The sequence below is a fragment of the Rhodoferax sp. genome (genome assembly GCF_028689305.1).
Taxonomy (GTDB): Bacteria; Pseudomonadota; Gammaproteobacteria; order Burkholderiales; family Burkholderiaceae_C; genus Rhodoferax.
The window spans coordinates 1-18,482 of sequence record NZ_JAQTWM010000009.1 but is presented as its reverse complement, the minus strand read 5'-3'; the positions used below and the strand labels follow the sequence as shown (position 1 = coordinate 18,482).

At 59.1% G+C, this 18,482-nt stretch carries 21 protein-coding genes; 2 read left to right on the top strand and 19 right to left on the bottom strand.

The annotated features are described in order from the left end of the window. Positions 1-10: 10 nt before the first annotated feature. The 15 genes from lepB to PHW99_RS03315 form a co-directional block, all read right to left on the bottom strand. Entirely contained in the window at positions 11-976 is a 966-nt protein-coding gene (gene lepB / locus PHW99_RS03385) for a signal peptidase I (protein ID WP_300173804.1), read from the bottom strand. Then, positions 976-2,787: a translation elongation factor 4 gene (lepA, locus tag PHW99_RS03380; RefSeq protein ID WP_300173802.1), complete on the bottom strand. Its 1,812-nt coding sequence runs from the start codon at positions 2,785-2,787 to the stop codon at positions 976-978. Before lepA ends, lepB begins: the two co-directional genes overlap by 1 nt. Before the next feature lie 224 nt (positions 2,788-3,011). Beyond that, positions 3,012-4,478 carry a DegQ family serine endoprotease gene (locus PHW99_RS03375; RefSeq protein ID WP_300173800.1) on the bottom strand — a complete coding sequence of 489 codons (1,467 nt, stop codon included), beginning with the start codon at positions 4,476-4,478 and terminating at the stop codon, positions 3,012-3,014. Positions 4,479-4,517: 39 nt separating this feature from the next. Continuing rightward, positions 4,518-5,525: a MucB/RseB C-terminal domain-containing protein gene (locus tag PHW99_RS03370; protein WP_300173798.1), complete on the bottom strand. Its 1,008-nt coding sequence runs from the start codon at positions 5,523-5,525 to the stop codon at positions 4,518-4,520. Then, the gene (locus PHW99_RS03365; RefSeq protein WP_300173797.1) at positions 5,522-6,136 is read right to left on the bottom strand and encodes a sigma-E factor negative regulatory protein; all 615 of its coding nucleotides are present in this window, start codon (positions 6,134-6,136) and stop codon (positions 5,522-5,524) included. The genes PHW99_RS03370 and PHW99_RS03365 overlap by 4 nt, the downstream gene beginning before the upstream one ends. Before the next feature lie 64 nt (positions 6,137-6,200). Then, positions 6,201-6,845 (bottom strand): RNA polymerase sigma factor RpoE, encoded by a 645-nt coding sequence (rpoE, locus tag PHW99_RS03360; protein ID WP_300173796.1) that lies wholly within the window; start codon positions 6,843-6,845, stop codon positions 6,201-6,203. After that, positions 6,842-7,297 (bottom strand): hypothetical protein, encoded by a 456-nt coding sequence (locus PHW99_RS03355; RefSeq protein ID WP_300173795.1) that lies wholly within the window; start codon positions 7,295-7,297, stop codon positions 6,842-6,844. The genes rpoE and PHW99_RS03355 overlap by 4 nt, the downstream gene beginning before the upstream one ends. Before the next feature lie 46 nt (positions 7,298-7,343). Continuing rightward, complete coding sequence (fabF, locus tag PHW99_RS03350) at positions 7,344-8,591, bottom strand: beta-ketoacyl-ACP synthase II (protein WP_300173794.1); 1,248 nt, start codon at positions 8,589-8,591, stop codon at positions 7,344-7,346. Between the two features lie 151 nt (positions 8,592-8,742). Then, positions 8,743-8,982, bottom strand: a complete 240-nt coding sequence (gene acpP, locus PHW99_RS03345) for an acyl carrier protein (protein WP_300087285.1) — start codon at positions 8,980-8,982, stop codon at positions 8,743-8,745. 115 nt (positions 8,983-9,097) lie between these two features. Next, positions 9,098-9,847, bottom strand: coding sequence for a 3-oxoacyl-ACP reductase FabG (fabG, locus tag PHW99_RS03340; RefSeq protein WP_300173793.1), 750 nt, complete (start codon positions 9,845-9,847; stop codon positions 9,098-9,100). Positions 9,848-9,852: 5 nt separating this feature from the next. Further along, complete coding sequence (gene fabD, locus PHW99_RS03335; protein WP_300173792.1) at positions 9,853-10,809, bottom strand: ACP S-malonyltransferase; 957 nt, start codon at positions 10,807-10,809, stop codon at positions 9,853-9,855. 72 nt (positions 10,810-10,881) lie between these two features. After that, positions 10,882-11,859: a beta-ketoacyl-ACP synthase III gene (locus PHW99_RS03330; protein ID WP_300173791.1), complete on the bottom strand. Its 978-nt coding sequence runs from the start codon at positions 11,857-11,859 to the stop codon at positions 10,882-10,884. Between the two features lie 3 nt (positions 11,860-11,862). Further along, the gene (gene plsX / locus PHW99_RS03325) at positions 11,863-12,912 is read right to left on the bottom strand and encodes a phosphate acyltransferase PlsX (protein WP_300173790.1); all 1,050 of its coding nucleotides are present in this window, start codon (positions 12,910-12,912) and stop codon (positions 11,863-11,865) included. Positions 12,913-13,027: 115 nt separating this feature from the next. Beyond that, complete coding sequence (gene rpmF / locus PHW99_RS03320; protein WP_105259923.1) at positions 13,028-13,210, bottom strand: 50S ribosomal protein L32; 183 nt, start codon at positions 13,208-13,210, stop codon at positions 13,028-13,030. 115 nt (positions 13,211-13,325) lie between these two features. Continuing rightward, positions 13,326-13,874, bottom strand: coding sequence for a YceD family protein (locus PHW99_RS03315; RefSeq protein WP_300173789.1), 549 nt, complete (start codon positions 13,872-13,874; stop codon positions 13,326-13,328). A 26-nt stretch (positions 13,875-13,900) separates the two neighbouring features. Between PHW99_RS03315 and PHW99_RS03310 the strand changes: the two genes are divergently transcribed. Both PHW99_RS03310 and PHW99_RS03305 read left to right on the top strand, forming a co-directional pair. Next, positions 13,901-14,494 carry a Maf family nucleotide pyrophosphatase gene (locus PHW99_RS03310; protein WP_300173787.1) on the top strand — a complete coding sequence of 198 codons (594 nt, stop codon included), beginning with the start codon at positions 13,901-13,903 and terminating at the stop codon, positions 14,492-14,494. Further along, positions 14,491-15,273: an SAM-dependent methyltransferase gene (locus tag PHW99_RS03305; RefSeq protein WP_300173785.1), complete on the top strand. Its 783-nt coding sequence runs from the start codon at positions 14,491-14,493 to the stop codon at positions 15,271-15,273. The genes PHW99_RS03310 and PHW99_RS03305 overlap by 4 nt, the downstream gene beginning before the upstream one ends. Positions 15,274-15,303: 30 nt before the next feature. On the opposite strand, the gene PHW99_RS03300 is transcribed toward PHW99_RS03305, so the two are convergent. Genes PHW99_RS03300 through PHW99_RS03285 form a run of 4 tightly spaced genes read right to left on the bottom strand, consistent with a single transcriptional unit; the run spans position 15,304 to position 18,438 of the window. After that, a complete protein-coding gene (locus PHW99_RS03300; RefSeq protein WP_300173783.1) occupies positions 15,304-16,359 on the bottom strand; it encodes a S49 family peptidase in 1,056 nt (351 codons plus the stop codon). Beyond that, the gene (locus tag PHW99_RS03295) at positions 16,356-16,724 is read right to left on the bottom strand and encodes a Rieske 2Fe-2S domain-containing protein (protein ID WP_300173887.1); all 369 of its coding nucleotides are present in this window, start codon (positions 16,722-16,724) and stop codon (positions 16,356-16,358) included. Before PHW99_RS03295 ends, PHW99_RS03300 begins: the two co-directional genes overlap by 4 nt. Before the next feature lie 10 nt (positions 16,725-16,734). Continuing rightward, entirely contained in the window at positions 16,735-17,394 is a 660-nt protein-coding gene (locus PHW99_RS03290; protein ID WP_300173781.1) for an HAD-IA family hydrolase, read from the bottom strand. Between the two features lie 6 nt (positions 17,395-17,400). Next, entirely contained in the window at positions 17,401-18,438 is a 1,038-nt protein-coding gene (locus PHW99_RS03285) for an RluA family pseudouridine synthase (RefSeq protein WP_300173779.1), read from the bottom strand. Positions 18,439-18,482: the final 44 nt, after the last annotated feature.

The window sequence follows — 18,482 nt, the reverse complement described above, 5'->3', positions numbered from 1 at the left end:
TGCCTCCTGATCAGTTGAACGAGCCGATACGCCGGAGATTGCCAAAGTTCATCCAGACAAAAAAGGCTTTGCCCACAATATTCTTGTCCGGCACAAACCCCCAGTAGCGTGAGTCCAGGGAGTTGTCCCGGTTGTCGCCCATCATGAAGTAATGGCCTTCGGGCACCTTGCAAACCACACCTTCGACACTGTAGCGGCAATTGTTCTTGAACTCAAATTCACTGGCACCCGGCACAAAGGCAGGGCGTCCGTCGTCATTGAGCAAGCGATGTTTTTGATCACCCATGGTTTCTTCGAACTGTTTGAAGTAACGCATGGTGTCTTCGTCAAAGAACTCGGGCAGCGCGCTGGTTTCCAGCGGCTTGCCATTGATGGTCAGACGCTTGTTCAGGTAGGCCACCTCATCCCCGGGCACCCCCACCACGCGCTTGATGTAGTCCAGGCTGGGTTGGGGCGGGTAACGGAACACCATCACATCACCACGTTTCGGCGCCGTGCCTTCGGTGATCTTGGTGTTGAGCACCGGCAAGCGGATGCCATAGTGAAACTTGTTGACCAGAATCAGGTCTCCTACCAGCAACGTGGGGATCATCGAACCCGAGGGGATCTTGAACGGCTCAAACAAGAACGAGCGCAGGATGAACACGGCAATGATCACCGGGAACAGTCCAGCCGTCCAGTCCAGCCACCAAGGCTGTTCCAGCAGGCGCGCCTTGGCTTGCGAGATATCGCCATCCACCTTGCTGATGCCCAGCTTGCCCAGTTCTTCGTTGCGCCTGATGGTCTGTGCTTCCAACTCAGCTGCGGCGTTCAGGCGCTGCGGTAAAAAGTAAAAACGCTCGGCCAGCCAATACAGGCCGGTGACCACGGTGGCCAGAAACAGCAGCAAGGCAAAGTTGCCCTCCACCAGACCGAAGTACCAGGCCCCCACATAGGAGGCAAAGGCGGCGAGGACAAAAGAGGTCAGCGCCTGCATCACGCGTCCACCTTCAGGATGGCCAGGAAGGCCTCTTGGGGAACCTCGACCGAGCCAATTTGCTTCATGCGTTTTTTACCTTCTTTTTGTTTTTCCAGGAGCTTGCGTTTGCGGGTGATATCACCGCCATAACACTTGGCAATCACGTTTTTGCGCAGTGCCTTAATTGTCTCACGGGCAATCACATTGGCCCCGATGGCAGCCTGGATGGCCACGTCATACATCTGGCGTGAAATCACTTCACGCATCTTGGCCACCACGGCGCGGCCGCGGTACTGCGACTGCGCGCGGTGCACGATGATGGACAACGCATCCACCTTCTCGCCGTTGAGCAAAATGTCGACCTTGACCACATCTGCGGCACGGTATTCCTTGAACTCGTAGTCCATGGACGCGTAGCCACGTGACACGCTCTTGAGCTTGTCGAAAAAATCCATCACGATTTCAGCCAGCGGAATTTCATAGGTCAACACGACCTGGCGGCCTTTGTAGGCCATGTTCAGCTGCACACCACGTTTCTGGTTGGCCAGCGTCATGACCGGCCCGACATATTCCTGCGGCATGTAAAGGTGCACGGTGACGATGGGCTCGCGGATTTCATCCAGACGGCCCTGATCAGGCATCTTGGAGGGGTTTTCAACCATCTTCACCTCACCATCGGCCTGCACCACCTGGTAGACCACGCTGGGTGCCGTGGTGATCAGGTCCTGGTCAAACTCGCGCTCCAGACGCTCCTGCACGATTTCCATGTGCAGCAGACCCAGGAAGCCGCATCGGAAGCCAAAACCCAAGGCTTGCGAGACCTCCGGCTCATAATGCAGGGAGGCATCATTGAGTTTGAGTTTTTCCAGGCTGTCACGCAGACCTTCGTATTGGTTGGCTTCGGTGGGGTAGAGCCCGGCAAACACCTGGGGCTGGATTTCCTTGAAGCCGGGCAGCGGCTCTTGCGCGGTAAAGGCGGCACCACCCGTGCCGCTCTTCACCAGCGTGATGGTGTCACCCACCTTGGCGGCCTGCAGCTCGCGGATATTGGCAATGATGTAACCCACCTCGCCGGTTTCCAGTGAATCACGCGGTTGATTGGCCGGCGTGAACACGCCCAGATTTTCAGCGGTATAGGTGGTTTGGGTCGCCATCATCTTGATGCGCTCCCCCTTGGCCAGCCGACCGTCCACCACCCGCACCAGCATCACCACGCCCACATAACTGTCAAACCAGCTGTCAATGATCATGGCGCGCAAGGGGCCATCCGGATTACCCTTGGGCGGCGGAATACGCGCCACCACCGCCTCCAGAATATCCTCCACCCCCATGCCGCTTTTGGCCGAACAGGGGATGGCATCGGAAGCGTCGATACCAATCACGTCTTCAATTTCACTTTTGGCGTTGTCCGGGTCGGCATTGGGCAGGTCCATCTTGTTGAGCACCGGTACCACTTCCACCCCGAGATCCAGCGCCGTGTAACAGTTGGCGACCGTCTGCGCCTCAACCCCCTGACTGGCATCCACCACCAGCAGGGCGCCTTCACAAGCCGACAGGGACCGGCTGACCTCATAAGAGAAGTCCACGTGGCCAGGGGTATCGATCAGGTTCAGGTTGTAGACCTTGCCATCCTTCGCTTTGTATTGCAAGGCGGCGGTCTGGGCCTTGATGGTGATGCCACGCTCCTTCTCGATGTCCATCGAGTCGAGCACCTGGGCTTCCATCTCACGCTCTTGCAAGCCACCACAGCGCTGGATCAGGCGATCGGCCAAGGTCGACTTGCCGTGGTCAATATGGGCAATGATCGAAAAGTTTCGGATGTGATTCATTCGGAGAAACCGACAAAGTGTGTGAAAGCTGCGGAGCAGAAAAAAGGGCGCGATCCTGTCAAACGCGCCCTGAACCAACTCTCTTTTGGCAACTGCGAAAGCTGGGGACGTATTGTAAGTAAAAAGGACTCACAAGCCGCTACCAGCCCAATTTACACCCATCAAGCCATCATGGAGAGCGATTTTTTACACAACTTATCCACAATTGTTCACCGGAGCACCCCTCATTTGCTGGGGCGAATCACCGTGTATTGCGACCATTCACCACGCCGAAACAGCACATTGATCGGTTTGCTCTTGTCCAGGCCGGCCACCACGGTTTCAAAGTCCTTGACGTTGGCCACTGCGGTATTGGCCACCGCCATGATGACATCCCCCTCGCGCAGGCCAGCACGCGCGGCGGCATCGGCCGCACTGTCGACCTGCACGCCGCCTTTGACCTGGAGTTCCTTGCGCGCAGTCTCATTCAGGTCACTGACCACCAGGCCGATACTTTGCGCCGCACTGGTTTTGGGCGATTTGCCGGGTTTGTCCGTGGTTTTCACCAGAGGTTTGTCGGGCTCGATCTCGGCGATCACCACATTGAGCTCCTTGGTCGAGCCGCGGCGGAAGACCGTCAACTTGCTCTTGGTCCCGGGTTTGGTGCTGCCCACCATGCGCGGCAGATCAGACGATTTTTCAACTGGCTTGCCATCAAACTTGATGATGATGTCACCCGCTTCGACCCCGGCCTTGTCCGCAGGCGCACCCGCCTCCACCGCCCGCACCAGCGCCCCTTGAGGTTTACCCAGACCAATCGATTCGGCCACCTCCTTGGTCACCTGGTCAATCTGCACACCGATGCGGCCACGCGTCACGCGGCCATTGGCACGCAGCTGCTCGCTCACCCGGACGGCTTCATCCATCGGGATGGCAAACGAGATGCCCATGGAGCCCCCCGAACGCGAGTAAATCTGGCTGTTGATACCGACCACTTCTCCACGCATGTTGAGCAGCGGTCCCCCCGAGTTACCCGGATTGATGGCTACATCGGTCTGGATGAACGGCAGGTAGTCCCCGGTGTCACGCTGTTTGGCGCTCACGATACCAGCGGTGACGGTGTTCTCCAGGCCAAACGGCGAGCCAATGGCGACGACCCATTCACCAACGCGCAGGCGACCAACATCACCCACCTTGACGGCCGGCAGGCCGGTGGCTTCGATCTTGACCACCGCCACATCGCTGCGCTTGTCAGCGCCGATGATCTTGGCCTTGAATTCGCGTTTGTCCGTCAGCGTGACGATCACTTCATCCGCGCCGTCCACCACATGGGCATTGGTCATGATCATGCCGTCTGCGGTCAGGATAAAACCCGAACCCACACCACGCGGCTGCTCTTCGTCCTGCGGCTGGCCATGATTGCGCGGTGGCGTCTGGCGCGGGACATTGGGCATGGGCAGGCCAAAGCGCCGGAAAAACTCCAACATGTCAGGGTCCATCTGACCACCCGGCCCCTGTCTGGGGCTGATTTTTTCCAGGGTACGGATATTCACCACCGAGGGACTGGCCTGCTCCACCAGGTCGGCAAAGTCAGGCAAGGCACGCGCCTGAGCCCAGGCAGCAGAGGTTGGCACCAGGGTGGTCACAGCCGTGCCCAGCAGTACCCCACTGAGGGTAACAGCAGACCAGCGTTTCCAATTGAATCGAATCATGTTCAACCTTTCAGTCAACAAAAAAAGCCATATGGCGTTTCATTTCTTTCTCTCAAGAGCCTGCACAAACGCTGTCAGCGTCTGTGGCGGCACCTCACCCACTGCGGTCAGCCACCAGTTGCCAAGCTGGCGCACCCGCATGTGGGTGGCGCCCATGGGCTGTTGCCCGTGAGTGACCAGCCTGAGATGCCGGGATGGGTCAAATGGTTCAACAAATAGGGACACCGAAGCCAGTCCATCCGAGAAGATGCATTGCAAAGGGAGCTGCCCTGCCGCCGGCGCGGCGCCCTGCACACGCTTGTAACAACGCAGGGGCTGAAAACCAGGCACACTGGCGCTCCAGGTCCAGCCTTCCTGCTCTACCGTGGTGCGCACCAGGTTCGGGGTGCGCACCCGATATCCCTGGGTGTTACCCATGGAAGCTTTCAAATCGGCCATGTTTACCGGCGCATCCAGCTGCAACTCAGAAAAAGCCGCCTGCTCCAGTATCCGGCCGTTGCCATCCAGGGTCTGCAGCTTGAGCACCAGGCCGGTTTTTTGCTCCGACCAGATTTGGTAACCAAAACGCAAAGCGTCAACCGGAGTCAACTGAACGATGTCAGCCTCCAGTCCAGCCACACGCCCCTGGCCAACGGCGCTCAAACGGTAAAACCGGGCCACCGCCGCGTCAGCCCGGTTCAACAAATTGGGAAACAGCCCAAGCGCCTCCCGTGTCTCCTGAACCACGATGCGGCGATCAGGCAGGAAGGTGACCACTTCGTCGTTGTGCCGAAACGTGGACCGCGGTGGACCAGTCAGGGCATCCACCCGCTCCATCTGTTGCTGCCCTTCCCCTGCATGCCAGATGCGCGAGGACGACATGTAGTTCCCGGTCGTCACCACAAAAGTGCCAACGTAGGCACGCTGGCAGGCAGCCTCGTGCCCGCGCATCAGCCATTGCTCCACACTGGCGGCGACCCCACCGGGTAGGCTGGATGATTCGGCTGCGGCGAGGCCATTGGCCAGTGCCCCCAGCACCAGCAGCACCAAGCTAATCGTGCGCTTCAACGGCCACCCTCATTAAAAGTGGCATTGCGCAAAAAACCCGAGGGGGTCTGCAGGGCCGTGGCCCCCCCGAGCTGACGGTGTGCTGCCAGCAAGGCGTCAAGTTGCGGGTCACGGATCATCACGGCTGACGCATCACCCTGGGCCAGTTGCGCGGTCTCAACCAGCGGCTGAACCGGACGTTGCGCCAATTGGGCACCACTGCCCGTGACGCCATCAGCAGCCAGCAAAACATAGCCCTGCCACGCCAGCACCCCCACCAGCGCCACCGAAGCCAGGCCCGCCACACGTCGCCACCAGGCATCGTTGGCGGCTGGCTCTTGTGAACGATTTTGACCTTCATCCCGCTTTCCATATGCCTCATTAGCTATACTTTCAATAGCAAATGAGTTTATCTCGCGACGTAGCCGCTGGAGGAACACCGGGTCATGGGATTGCGCCGGGGTGCTTGGGGCACGCATCAGTTCACCCACCAGATGGTAGGTATCCCAGTCAGCCTGAGCCGCCTCGGAGTCACCCAGATAATCCACCGCACGAACGAACTCCTGCCCATGCAGTTCACCATCCAGCAACGCGGAAACCAGCTCGGCGTTAGGCTGCAGCTTGTCAGACATGGTCCACTTTGCCTCCATCACATTCCATCCAACATTTCATTGATGTCCCCACGAACCACCCACCTCACCAACGTTTGCCCGTCTGTTTATCCAGCAAGGGGCGGACTTTGGCCGACACCGCCTCGCGCGCCCGAAAGATCCGCGACCTGACCGTACCAATCGGGCAATTCATGACCTCGGCAATGTCCTCATAACTCAAGCCGTCAATCTCGCGCAGGGTAATGGCCTGGCGCAAATCCTCCGGCAGGGCGGCCAGCGCGGCATTCACCGCCTGCCCGATCTCCTTGGCGGCCATCACGGTCTCGGGTGACTCGTCTGTGCTTGGTTCGTTTCTGGGCCGGAAAGTTTCATCGTCATCGTCTTTGGACGCCAAAGCGCTGTCAGAAACCGTTGGATCACGCTTGAGTTCCAGCAAAAACTTCTTGGCGGTATTGACGGCAATGCGGTACAGCCAGGTGTAGAACTGGGCATCGCCGCGAAACTGGTGCAGCGCCCGATAGGCACGGATGAAGGTCTCTTGGGCAATGTCTTCCACCAGATCCACATCCCGCACCATGCGGCCAATCAGCCGCTCGACCCGGCGCTGGTACTTGATCACCAGCAGTTCAAAGGCACGTTGGTCACCGGCAACCGTGCGCTCCACCAGCAAAGTATCGCTATCGGGCGGCGGCGTCTCGGCCAAGCCGGAAGAGGGGGGGAGAATCGTCATGATGGCATCGGCTCGCCATCGCGTCCCGAATGGGCGGATTGGCGGGCAAATACGGCGCGGCGCAAAGCCAGCCAACGCGGTGGCGCCATCCGGCGCTCCGGCCACACCAGACTGAGTTGCTGGCGCGGTGTTCGCAAACACAACAACAGCGCGCTCTGACCATCCAGCACCACTGCCACATCAACCACCTGCGGGTCACCACCGGAGGTCCAGCGCCAGTCCTGACCATCCCAGGTCAAGTTGCCCACCGGTGTGAGCCACCACTGCCGCAACGCCCCGGCCGCTGTCAGCAGCCCCAGCACCGCCGCCACGACATGGCGCGCCAGCACCGCGTCGGCCTGGAGAGTCCAGGCAGTCAGCGCAGCAACCAGCGCCATGATCACAGCCCATACCAGCAAGCCATGAAAGCGCGAACGCCCCACCGGATAACTGACCGCTGGGGCGTGGTGCATGACTGGGGCAACGATGGCAACGGGACTGACCCGTTTTCAGACAGGCTCAGGAGAGCCGTTTGAAAACCAGTGAACCATTGGTTCCACCAAAGCCGAAGTTGTTCTTGACGGCCACGTCTATCTTCATGTCACGTGCCGTGTTGGCACAGTAATCCAGGTCACATTCGGGATCCTGGTTGAAGATGTTGGTGGTTGGCGGACTCTTTTGATGATGCAGCGCCAGCACCGTCACCACCGACTCCAGACCGCCGGCACCACCGAGCAGGTGGCCGGTCATGGACTTGGTGGAATTGACCACAACCTTCCTGGCCTGATCACCCAGGGCGGCCTTGATCGCATTGGTTTCATTGATGTCACCCAGCGGTGTGGAGGTACCGTGGGCATTCACATAGTCCACCTGATCGGCATTGACGCCGGCATTGCGCAGTGCGCTCACGATGGCGCGGCGCGGGCCGTCCATGTTGGGTGCCGTCATGTGACCGGCGTCGGCGCTCATGCCAAAACCGGCAAGTTCCGCATAGATTTTGGCGCCACGGGCCTTGGCGTGTTCGTATTCTTCCAGCACCATGACACCCGCACCTTCACCCAGTACAAACCCGTCACGGTCTTTGTCCCACGGGCGTGAGGCAGTGGCGGGATCATCATTGCGGGTACTCAGTGCCCGCATGGCGGCAAAACCACCAATCCCCAAGGCCGACACGGAGGCTTCGGCGCCACCAGCGACCACCACGTCGGCGTCACCATACTCGATCATCCGGCCAGCCTGGCCAATACAGTGCAAACCCGTGGTGCAAGCCGTGACCACCGCCAGATTCGGCCCTTTGAAACCATAACGGATAGACACATGACCGGAGATCATGTTGATGATGGTTGAGGGGACAAAAAACGGTGAAATCCGTCGGGCGCCGCGTTGCATGTATTCAGCATAAGTGCTCTCGATCATCGGCAGGCCACCAATGCCGGAACCAATCACACAACCGATGCGGGTCGCCTCTTCCTCACCAAGTGCCTCACCAGTGGATAAACCGGCATCGGCCACCGCCTGTGCCGCAGCGGCAATACCATAGTGAATGAAGACATCCATCGAGCGCGCTTCTTTGGCGCTCATATAGGCCTCCACGTCAAAATTCTTGACCTCACCCGCAATTTTGCAATTGAAAGAGGAGGCATCAAATTTGGTGATCAGACCAACACCGGCCTGACCAGCCAAAAGATTGGCCCAGGTCACGTCGACCGAGTTTCCAACGGGACTGATACAACCTAAACCGGTGACAACTACGCGGCGACGGGACATGGTGATGAACAATCAGTGATTAATCTGGAGAGAGCAGCCCCACCAGGGGACGCCATCTTGAAATGTGGTGCCGTGAGCAGGTCTTCATGGTGGTCCATAAACCATGCCCCCTGATCAGGCCGGGCAGCTCGGTGGAGCGGCCCTGCAACCCTTACGCCTTTTTGTGCGTATTGGCGTAGTCCACAGCGTTTTGCACCGTGGTGATTTTTTCAGCATCTTCGTCCGGGATTTCAATACCAAACTCGTCTTCAAGTGCCATCACCAATTCAACTGTGTCGAGGGAATCAGCGCCCAGATCAGCCACAAAGGCCTTTTCATTGGTCACTTGTGACTCTTCAACACCGAGTTGTTCGGCAATGATTTTTTTAACGCGTGCTTCAATATCGCTCATGAGATCCCTCAAAGGGTTGTAAAAAGATCCGTGATTTTAGCCGGGCTTGAAAAAGTCTCTTCAACCCGGCTGCCGAACGGACACTGCGGCTTGATTCCAGTGATTTAAACACCGATCACGCCATGAACATACCGCCATTGACGTGCAGTTCCTGACCGGTGACATAGGCGGCCTGCGGCGAGGCCAGATAGGCCACCGCGTGGGCGATGTCGGATGGTTTGCCCAGATGCCCCAACGGAATCTGGCCAAGCAAAGCTTTTTGCTGATCATCGGCCAACTGGGCGGTCATGTCGGTTTCAATGAAACCTGGCGCCACGCAGTTGACCGTGATGTTGCGCGATCCCAGTTCACGGGCCAGCGCCCGCGTCATGCCCGCCACGCCGGCCTTGGCTGCAGCGTAATTGGCCTGCCCGGGGTTGCCGGAAGCACCGACCACCGAGGTGATGTTGATGATGCGGCCATACCGCTGTTTCATCATGGTCCGCATGACGGCGCGGCTCATCCGGAACACGGCCTTCAGGTTGGTGTCCAGCACCGCGTCCCATTCATCGTCTTTCATCCGCATGGCCAGGTTGTCACGCGTGATGCCCGCATTGTTGACCAGCACCTGCAAGCCGCCACACTCCTTGACAACGCCGTCAATCAGGGCTTCAGCCCCGGCCGCGTCATTGACGTTCAGGGTTCGGCCACTGCAGCCGGCAAAAGCGGCCAGGTTCTGGCTGATTTTGGCGGCGCCATCGTCCGTGGTGGCGGTGCCGATGACCTTGAGGCCCCGACGCGCCAACTCCAGCGCAATGGCGGCACCAATGCCGCGCGAGGCGCCGGTCACCAATGCCACCTGTCCTTCAAATTTGATTTCACCCATGTCGCTCAGGCCTCCAGAATGTAGGTCTTGACTTCAGCCAGACTGGTCGTGTCATACAGGGCCAGGCCCTGCATCTCGGGGGCAATACGTTTGGTCATGCCGACCAGCACCTTGCCCGGGCCACATTCGACCAGCGTCGACAATCCCCGCACACCCAGCGCCTGTACACACTCCACCCAGCGCACCGGACCAAATGCCTGGCGCACCAACGCATCACGCAAACGCGCCGGATCCTGCTCCACCGCCACATCGATGTTGTTGATGACCGGGATTTTCGGTGCGGCAAATTCGGTGGCGTCAAGCTTGTCCTTGAGTTTGAGCGCAGCCGGCTGCATCAGGCTGGAGTGAAACGGTGCCGACACCGGTAACGGCAGGGCCCGCTTGGCACCTTGCGCCTTGAGTGCCGCACAGGCCTGCTCCACCGCGGCCTTGGAGCCGGCAATCACCGTCTGGCCAGGGTCGTTGAAGTTGACCGCCTCCACCACCTCGCGCGAATCCGGGCCAAAAGTAGCCGTCACTTCAGCACAAATTGCCGTGACCTTGGCGGCCTCCATGCCCAGGATGGCGGCCATGGCGCCCTGTCCGACCGGCACCGCGTCCTGCATCGCCTGGGCCCGGAAACGCACCAGCGGCGCAGCCTGCGACAGTGTCAACACACCGGCAGCCACCAGCGCAGAATATTCACCGAGAGAATGCCCGGCCAGCGCCTGCGGCGCCACCCCGGTCTCGGCCATCCAGACCCGGTAAGCCGCCACGCCGGCCACCAGCATCACCGGCTGGGTGTTGGTCGTCAAGGCCAACGCCTCCTTGGGCCCCTCCTTGATCAGCAGACCCACATCTTCGCCCAGCGCATCGGACGCTTCGGCCACGGCAGCACGCACCTGAGGATGATCACCCCAACCGTCAAGCATGCCGACGGATTGCGACCCCTGACCCGGAAATACAAAAGCAAACGGTTTCATCTCTTGGTATGGAATGTTGGAATATTTATAGACAAAACAAGACTCTAGCCCACATAAAACAAGCAATTATTGCTACATTTTCAGAAGTACAGACCCCCAGGTAAAGCCCCCCCCAACCCCCTCAAGCAGCAAGGTGTGGCCGGGCTTGACCTGACCGCTGCGCACTGCCGCGTCCAGCGCCAGCGGAATCGACGCCGCTGACGTATTGCCATGCTGATCCACCGTGATGACCACTTTATCCATCGGCAGTTTGAGCTTGCGCGCCGTGCTTTGCATGATACGGATGTTGGCCTGATGGGGAATCAGCCAATCAATGTCAGCCTCGGTCTTGCCCGCCTTGGCCAATACAGTGCGAGCGGTTTCGTCCAGCACCCCCACCGCCAGCTTGAACACCGCCTGGCCGTCCATGCGCAGCAGGGGCAGACCCAGAATCTGACCACCATTCACATGGCCTGGCACACACAGAATGTCGGTGTATTTGCCATCGGCGTGAATATCCGTGGCCAGAATGCCTGGTTCGGCAGAGGCTTCCAGCACCACGGCGCCGGCACCATCGCCAAACAGCACACAGGTGGTGCGGTCCTTGAAATCCAGAATGCGGGAAAACACCTCGGAGCCGATCACCAGCGCCTTGCTGGCAGACCCGGCCTTGATCAAGGCGTCGGCAATGGTCAGTGCATAAATAAACCCGCTGCACACAGCCTGCACGTCAAACGCCGCGCCACCCCGCGTACCCAGCTTGCCCTGCAGGATGGTGGCCGTGGACGGGAACACCATGTCCGGTGTGGACGTCCCCACAATGATCAAGTCGATTTCTGCCGCATCCACCCCGGCGGCCTGCAAGGCCTTTTGGGCGGCCTCCAAAGCCATGTCGCTGCTGGTCATACCCGCGTCAGCAAAATGCCGTGCCCGAATACCCGTGCGCTCGACAATCCATTCATCGCTGGTCTCGATACCCTGTGCGGCCAGTTGACTCACCAGATCAGCATTGGTGAGACGGCGCGGCGGCAGGTAACTGCCGGTGCCGGTGATACGTGCATATTTATTCATCATTCAACCCAATACGGCGACTTCAGGTGACACCGGGCTATCGGCTGCAGCCAATAGCGGCGCCGCATGGGCGATACGCACCCGGACCCGCTCCAACAAATCATTTCGGGCCGCATCATACGCCCGGGCCAAAGCCACCCCAAAAGCCAGCTCATCCGCCGAACCATGGCTCTTGAACACCAGACCACGCAGGCCCAACAATGCGCCACCGTTGTAACGCCGATGATCCATCCGCTTTTTAAGCGCAGATAAAACCGGATAAGCAATAACTGCCGACAATTTCGTCAAAATATTCGAAGAAAATTCTTTTTTCAAGAAATCCACAATCATCTTCGCCAGACCTTCACTGGCCTTGAGTGCCACATTGCCAACAAAGCCATCACACACCACAATATCGGCCGTGCCTTTGAAAATATCATTTCCCTCGACATTGCCATAAAAATTGAGGTCACCTGTTTTAGAAGCAATACGCAGCAGTTCACCTGCTTTTTTGATGACTTCGTTGCCTTTGATAGCTTCTTCTCCGATATTGAGCAGGCCAACCGTCGGATTTTCATCGCCACTCAGCACCGACACCAGTGCCGAGCCCATCACCGCAAACTGCACCAGATGTTCGGCGGTGCAATCGACATTGGCCCCCATGTCCAGCACCGTGGTCCCTAGTCCTTTGGCATTCGGAATTTGCGCGGCAATCGCCGGGCGGTCAATTCCGTCGAGTGTTTTCAAAAGATAGCGCGAAATCGCCATCAAAGCACCCGTATTACCAGCAGATACAGCAGCTTGAGCGGCACCCTCTTTGACCTGGGCAATCGCCACCCGCATTGAGGAGTCTTTTTTACGGCGCAAGGCCACTTCAAGCGGATCTTCCATGGTGACTACCTCGCTGGCCAACACCACAGTGGCACGCGGATGGCTATAGGCCTGCATGCTTTCCGGCAGCCCCACCACGATCAGCCGCGCATCGGGATGTTGATCCAGAAAGTGCGTACAGGCAGGCAAGGTAACACGGGGACCATGGTCACCCCCCATGCAATCAACAGCAATAGTGATCATGAATAAGCAATCAACCAGCAGGCATCAAGGACAGAAACGACAAAAAGAGACTCACAAAAGCAAAGGCCCGAGGCTACACACAAAGGTAGCCTCGGGCCCGGATGCTTAAGCTGATTTAGGCTTCAGACTTGGTCTTGAGCACTTTGCGACCGCGGTAAAAACCGGTCGGGCTGATGTGGTGACGCAAATGCGTTTCACCGGTGGTGGATTCCACGGCGATGCCTGGCACAACCAGAGCGTTGTGTGAACGGTGCATACCGCGTTTCGAAGGTGACTTTTTGTTTTGCTGGACGGCCATGTTCCGCTCCTAAAGACTGTGAGCCGCCTTGTTCGCGGCAAATTGGGTTTGTGAAGCTGCACACAGCAGCTGTGCGCAAAGACTGCAGAGTATAACTGATCGGGCGATAGATCGTCTACTCGGCTGAATCCTTATCCTTGAGCTGCGACAAGACCGAGAAGGGATTCGGTTTTTGAGCGGCTTGGTCGAACTGCTCGTCCACCGCCGTCAATTTGACCCTCACCGGACAGTTGTCGTGCCGCGGCACCAACGGCAGGCCCATCAGGATCTCATCTTCAATCAGGCCCGCCAGATCAAACTCACGGCTCGCCACCAGCAAATCTTCCTCGGACTCGTCATCCTGCTGTTCAGCTACCGCCTCGCTCTCGACAAAACGGAATTCCCGGTCAATCTGCACCGTGATGTCCACCGGCGTCAGGCACCGTTGGCAAACCTGTGGGAAACAGGTCTGCACCGTCAGGTGAAGCCAGGCAAACGGTTGACCAGATGGATTCGGGCGCCATTCGGTCATCGCCGTCCAATTGACAACATTTTCGCCACCTAGCCCATGTGTTTCCTGCATCAATCGCTCATAATTTGATAGCAAATCATAACCTTCCATACGCAGCGACGATTGGGCCGCATGCCTGACATCCAGTTTCGGGGGGGATTTATGTTCACTCATGGGGAGCAGTGTAAGAGAATCGCCATATGACCCAATTGCAACAACGCCCCCTGATCCTGGCTTCCACCTCGGCCTATCGGCGCCAACTGCTGGAGCGGCTGCATTTGCCGTTCAGCGTCGTGGCCTCCGACGTTGACGAAACCCCACTGCCGAATGAGACCCCGGAATACATCGCCTGCCGACTGGCACTGGCCAAAGCCAGGTCGGTGGCCGAACGGTACCCCAACGCCGTCGTCATCGGCTCCGACCAGGTCGCCGATCTTGACGGACAGGCCCTGGGCAAACCCGGCACCCATACCCGCGCCGTCGCCCAATTGCAGGCCATGCGCGGTAAAACCGTGGTGTTCCAGACCGCCATGGCCGTGGTCTGCCTGGCAACAGGCTTTACCCAGACCGAGCTGGCGCAGGTGAAAGTGAAGTTCCGTGATCTCAGCGACGCCCAGATTGAAGCCTACCTGCTGGCTGAGCGACCCTACGACTGCGCCGGCAGCGCCAAAAGCGAAGGACTGGGCATTGCCCTGCTGGAGCGTATTGACAACGATGACCCGACGGCGCTGGTGGGATTGCCACTGATCCGCACTTGCCGGCTGATCGAAGCCGCCGGCATTCGGGTCTTATGACCATGCGTCCGTCCCCACAGCACACCAAAGGCAAGCTCTACCTGGTGCCGGCACCGCTGGATTTTGGTTGCGATGAAACCTTGGATCTGCAGGCCACGCTGCCCATGGGCACACTTCAGGTGGCCGCCCGCCTGACCCACTGGGTGTGTGAAAACGCCAAATCCACCCGTGCCTACCTCAAGCGGATTCATGACATTGTCCCCCTGAGTCAAAGCATCCAGACCCAGTCACTGGTGGAATTGCCACGCGAAGTGCATAAAAAAGGCGACCATCATGGCACCTTCAATGCCCAAGCATTGCTGCAAGCCGCACTCGACGGACACGATCTGGGCCTGATCAGTGAAGCCGGTATGCCAGCGGTGGCCGATCCAGGCTCGTCGGTGGTGCGCGCCGCCCACGATTTGGGTATCGCCGTGGTGCCGCTGGTCGGGCCGGTGTCATTGTTGCTGGCGCTGGCGGCCAGTGGCCTCAATGGCCAGAATTTTGCGTTCGTCGGTTATCTGCCACAGGACCCGGCCGAGCGAGCCCAACGCGTTCGTGAGCTGGAAACCCTGGCCCAGCGCAGTGGCCAAACCCAACTGTTCATTGAAACCCCCTACCGCAATCTGGCCATGCTGCAAACCCTGCTGCTGACACTGCAGCCCAACACCCGCCTGTCCCTGAGCAGCGGGCTGACCCTGACACGTGCTCAGCTGGCCTGCCACAGCGTGAAAGACTGGAAACGCCAGCCCAACCCGCTGGACAACGCCACACCCACGGTGTTTGCCATTGGCCGCTGAGCCGCCTGCTGCGGCCTGACCTCGCCGCCCTTACCGCAGCACCACCGCAGACTTGGTCGCCTGCACCGCACCAGAGCCGATCGCCGCGCCAAAACGCTTGACCAGGCGTTCCGCCACGTTGTCACGCCGGGTGTAGTCAATGAGTTCCTCGGCCTTGACCACCTCACGCGCGACAAAGTCCAGGCTGCCCAACTGGTCAGCCAGCCCCATCTCAACCGCCTGCTGACCTGTCCAGAACAGGCCGCTGAACATCTCCGGGGACTCTTTCAGGCGCTGACCACGTCCGGCCTTGACCACATCGATAAACTGCCGGTGAATCTGATTGAGCATGGATTGGGCGTAGACGCGCTGCGCCTCGGTCTGCGGACTGAACGGGTCCAGGAAACCCTTGTTTTCACCCGCCGTCATCAGCCGCCGTTCCACCCCGAGTTTGTCCATCAGGCCAGTGAAACCAAAACCATCCATCAGCACGCCAATGCTGCCCACAATGCTGGCCTTGTCAACAAAGATCTTGTCGGCCGACACGGCGATGTAGTAGGCTGCTGAAGCACAGGATTCCTCCACCACGGCGTACACCGGTTTGTGATGCAGGGCCTTCAGCCGCCGGATTTCGTCGTTGATGATGCCCGCCTGCACCGGACTGCCCCCCGGGGAATTGATCAGCAGCACCAGGGCCTGGGCACCAGAGTCTTCCAACGCTGCACGCACCGCCGACAACACCAGCTCGGCACTGGCTTCTGCCCCCGAAGCAATTTCGCCCTTGATTTCCACCACCGCCGTGTGCGGCGATGTCACATTCTTGTTGCCAGCGCCTTCACTGAAGCCCAGCCAGATCAGCGCCACAAACACCCCCAGCCAAGCCAGTCGGAACGCCGTCCGCCAGCGCCGCGCCAGACGTTGTTCATGCAGCGTTGCAAACGCCAGCTTTTCCAGCGTCACCCGCTCCCAGCTGGTGCTGCCAGGTGCTCCGTTAGCTATATTTTCAGGAGCAACATTCTTTTGATCTACCTGGGCCTGACCCTGATTTGATGGCTCATTTTCAGAGGTTTTCCGGCTGTCATCATCGGTATTGAGCGGCGTGGTCATAAAGTGTTGTCGGGTTGAAATTTATCGGAAGTATGCCAGTGCACCGCGCCACCGGCTTCCGTGACTTCAATACGGACCAGCGCGCCACGACACGGCCCCATGCGGCATTGCCCCGTCTGCGGCGCATACATGGCACCATGGGTGGCACAAATCAGCCAGTGCCCGCTGGTGTCAAAAAACTGATTGGGCTGGTAATCCATCTCCATGGGCACATGTGAGCAGCGGTTGAGATAAGCGTACACCTGCCCCCGATAACGGATGGCAAAGGCGGCGCAACTCTGCCCGAAATAGCGCACCTCAAATGGCACGGCACGGCCACTGTCCAGCAATTGACCCGACTCACAAAGGAAAACCGCCTCGGACATGGCTGACCATTCAGGCATTCACCAGCAGCCAGTCATGCAGCTGCCTGACCGAATGGGCCACAAACCGGGGTTGCAAGGCATCAAACACCTCACGCTCATGAGCACCATAACTGACCGCCACACTGGCGCAGCCGGCATTGCGTGCCATCTGCAAATCATGGGTGGTGTCGCCAATCATCAGCACCCGCTCTGGCAGCACATCAAATTCGGCCATCAGTTCCCGCAACATCAAGGGGTCCGGCTTGCCAGCGGTCTGATCGGCGGTGCGTGAGCCATCAAACACACCCGCCAGCGCCACCGTGCTCAAAACTTCATTCAAGCCACGCCGACTTTTGCCGGTAGCCACGGCCAGCAAGTGACCGCGCGCCTTCAGGTCAGCCAACAGGGGCAACACCCCGTCAAACAGGCTGATTTCATGCTGAATGGCAAAATAATGGTGTCGATACCGATCCGCCAACAACGGGTAGCGGTCCTGAGGCACATCGGGGGCGGCATGCGCCAGAGCCTGCATCAGGCCCATGCCAATCACGTAAGAAGCTGCCTCGTAGGTGGGTTCTTGGCCACCCACATCGCGCACCGCCGCCTGGATACAGCGGGCAATGATGGCGGTGGAGTCAAACAGGGTGCCATCCCAGTCAAAAGCAATCAGGTCAAAGCGGCGTCGGGTCATGGTGTATCAGGCAGAAGGTTGCTGCGGCAAGGCCGCCGCGGAAAATTGCGCCAGCTCCGGCGGCAGGTCTGCCAGCAGTTCCAGCCGCGCACCGGTCACCGGGTGATTGAGCTGCAGACGCCAGGCATGCAAAAACATGCGTTTGAGAGCAGGCTGGGCACCGGCACGCGCCAGCGCCCTGTTGAGTTCAAAGTCTCCGTATTTGTCGTCCCCCAGGATCGGATGATCCTCACTGGCCAAGTGCACCCGGATCTGGTGCGTGCGGCCAGTCTTGATGGTGACCTCCAGCAGCGAATAATCCGGCGAAGAGGCCAACACCTTGACCAGCGTGACCGAGGGCATGCCATTCGGATCATCCCGGCTCACGACCTTGACCCGGCGCTCACCGGCCTGGGCCTCGTTGCCATCAAGCAAATACTTGTGCAGCGGCTTGTCCAGGACCTTGAGCCGGGCCGGCCATTGGCCGCGCACCATCGCGAGGTAGGTTTTGCCGGTCTGGCGTTCACGGAATTGGTCCTGCAGGGCTTTCAGGGCACTGCGTTTTTTGGCCACCAGCAAGATTCCGCTGGTTTCCCGATCCAGTCGGTGCACCAATTCCAGAAATTTGGCCGCGGGACGCGCCATACGCAGCTGTTCAATCACGCCAAAACTCACGCCCGAGCCACCGTGCACGGCCACTCCGGCCGGCTTGTTCAAGGCCATCAGGTACTCGTCTTCCAGCAACACCGTGAAGTCCCGCGCCGGGACCCCGCGCGCCACCCGGTCAGCCATCGCCTGCTCTTTCTCAGCAACCCGCTCGGACAGACGCACCGGCGGCAGCCGCACCAAATCCCCAGTTTCGAGACGGGTATCGGCCGCAACCCGGCCTTTGTTGACCCGCACCTCTCCACTACGGATCATGCGGTAAATGTGGGTTTTGGGGACCCCCTTGAACTGACGCATCAGAAAATTGTCGACACGCTGCCCGGCCGAATCCTCATCAACACAAACGGTTTTCACCTCGGGGGTGGCTGGAGCGGGTTTGCCCCCTATAATGACTTTCACTGGTGATGCGCTTGTTAAGTGGTTGATTTAACTGAAAGTTGATT

Excerpts from the sequence above, each read along its gene's own strand:
- lepB (WP_300173804.1), bottom strand. The coding sequence starts at position 976 with ATGCAGGCGCTGACCTCTTTTGTCCTCGCCGCCTTTGCCTCCTATGTG.
- lepA (WP_300173802.1), bottom strand. The coding sequence starts at position 2,787 with ATGAATCACATCCGAAACTTTTCGATCATTGCCCATATTGACCACGGC.
- PHW99_RS03375 (WP_300173800.1), bottom strand. The coding sequence starts at position 4,478 with ATGATTCGATTCAATTGGAAACGCTGGTCTGCTGTTACCCTCAGTGGG.
- PHW99_RS03365 (WP_300173797.1), bottom strand. The coding sequence starts at position 6,136 with ATGTCTGACAAGCTGCAGCCTAACGCCGAGCTGGTTTCCGCGTTGCTG.
- rpoE (WP_300173796.1), bottom strand. The coding sequence starts at position 6,845 with ATGACGATTCTCCCCCCCTCTTCCGGCTTGGCCGAGACGCCGCCGCCC.
- PHW99_RS03355 (WP_300173795.1), bottom strand. The coding sequence starts at position 7,297 with ATGCACCACGCCCCAGCGGTCAGTTATCCGGTGGGGCGTTCGCGCTTT.
- fabF (WP_300173794.1), bottom strand. The coding sequence starts at position 8,591 with ATGTCCCGTCGCCGCGTAGTTGTCACCGGTTTAGGTTGTATCAGTCCC.
- acpP (WP_300087285.1), bottom strand. The coding sequence starts at position 8,982 with ATGAGCGATATTGAAGCACGCGTTAAAAAAATCATTGCCGAACAACTC.
- fabG (WP_300173793.1), bottom strand. The coding sequence starts at position 9,847 with ATGGGTGAAATCAAATTTGAAGGACAGGTGGCATTGGTGACCGGCGCC.
- fabD (WP_300173792.1), bottom strand. The coding sequence starts at position 10,809 with ATGAAACCGTTTGCTTTTGTATTTCCGGGTCAGGGGTCGCAATCCGTC.
- PHW99_RS03330 (WP_300173791.1), bottom strand. The coding sequence starts at position 11,859 with ATGAATAAATATGCACGTATCACCGGCACCGGCAGTTACCTGCCGCCG.
- plsX (WP_300173790.1), bottom strand. The coding sequence starts at position 12,912 with ATGATCACTATTGCTGTTGATTGCATGGGGGGTGACCATGGTCCCCGT.
- rpmF (WP_105259923.1), bottom strand. The coding sequence starts at position 13,210 with ATGGCCGTCCAGCAAAACAAAAAGTCACCTTCGAAACGCGGTATGCAC.
- PHW99_RS03315 (WP_300173789.1), bottom strand. The coding sequence starts at position 13,874 with ATGAGTGAACATAAATCCCCCCCGAAACTGGATGTCAGGCATGCGGCC.
- PHW99_RS03310 (WP_300173787.1), top strand. The coding sequence starts at position 13,901 with ATGACCCAATTGCAACAACGCCCCCTGATCCTGGCTTCCACCTCGGCC.
- PHW99_RS03305 (WP_300173785.1), top strand. The coding sequence starts at position 14,491 with ATGACCATGCGTCCGTCCCCACAGCACACCAAAGGCAAGCTCTACCTG.
- PHW99_RS03300 (WP_300173783.1), bottom strand. The coding sequence starts at position 16,359 with ATGACCACGCCGCTCAATACCGATGATGACAGCCGGAAAACCTCTGAA.
- PHW99_RS03295 (WP_300173887.1), bottom strand. The coding sequence starts at position 16,724 with ATGTCCGAGGCGGTTTTCCTTTGTGAGTCGGGTCAATTGCTGGACAGT.
- PHW99_RS03290 (WP_300173781.1), bottom strand. The coding sequence starts at position 17,394 with ATGACCCGACGCCGCTTTGACCTGATTGCTTTTGACTGGGATGGCACC.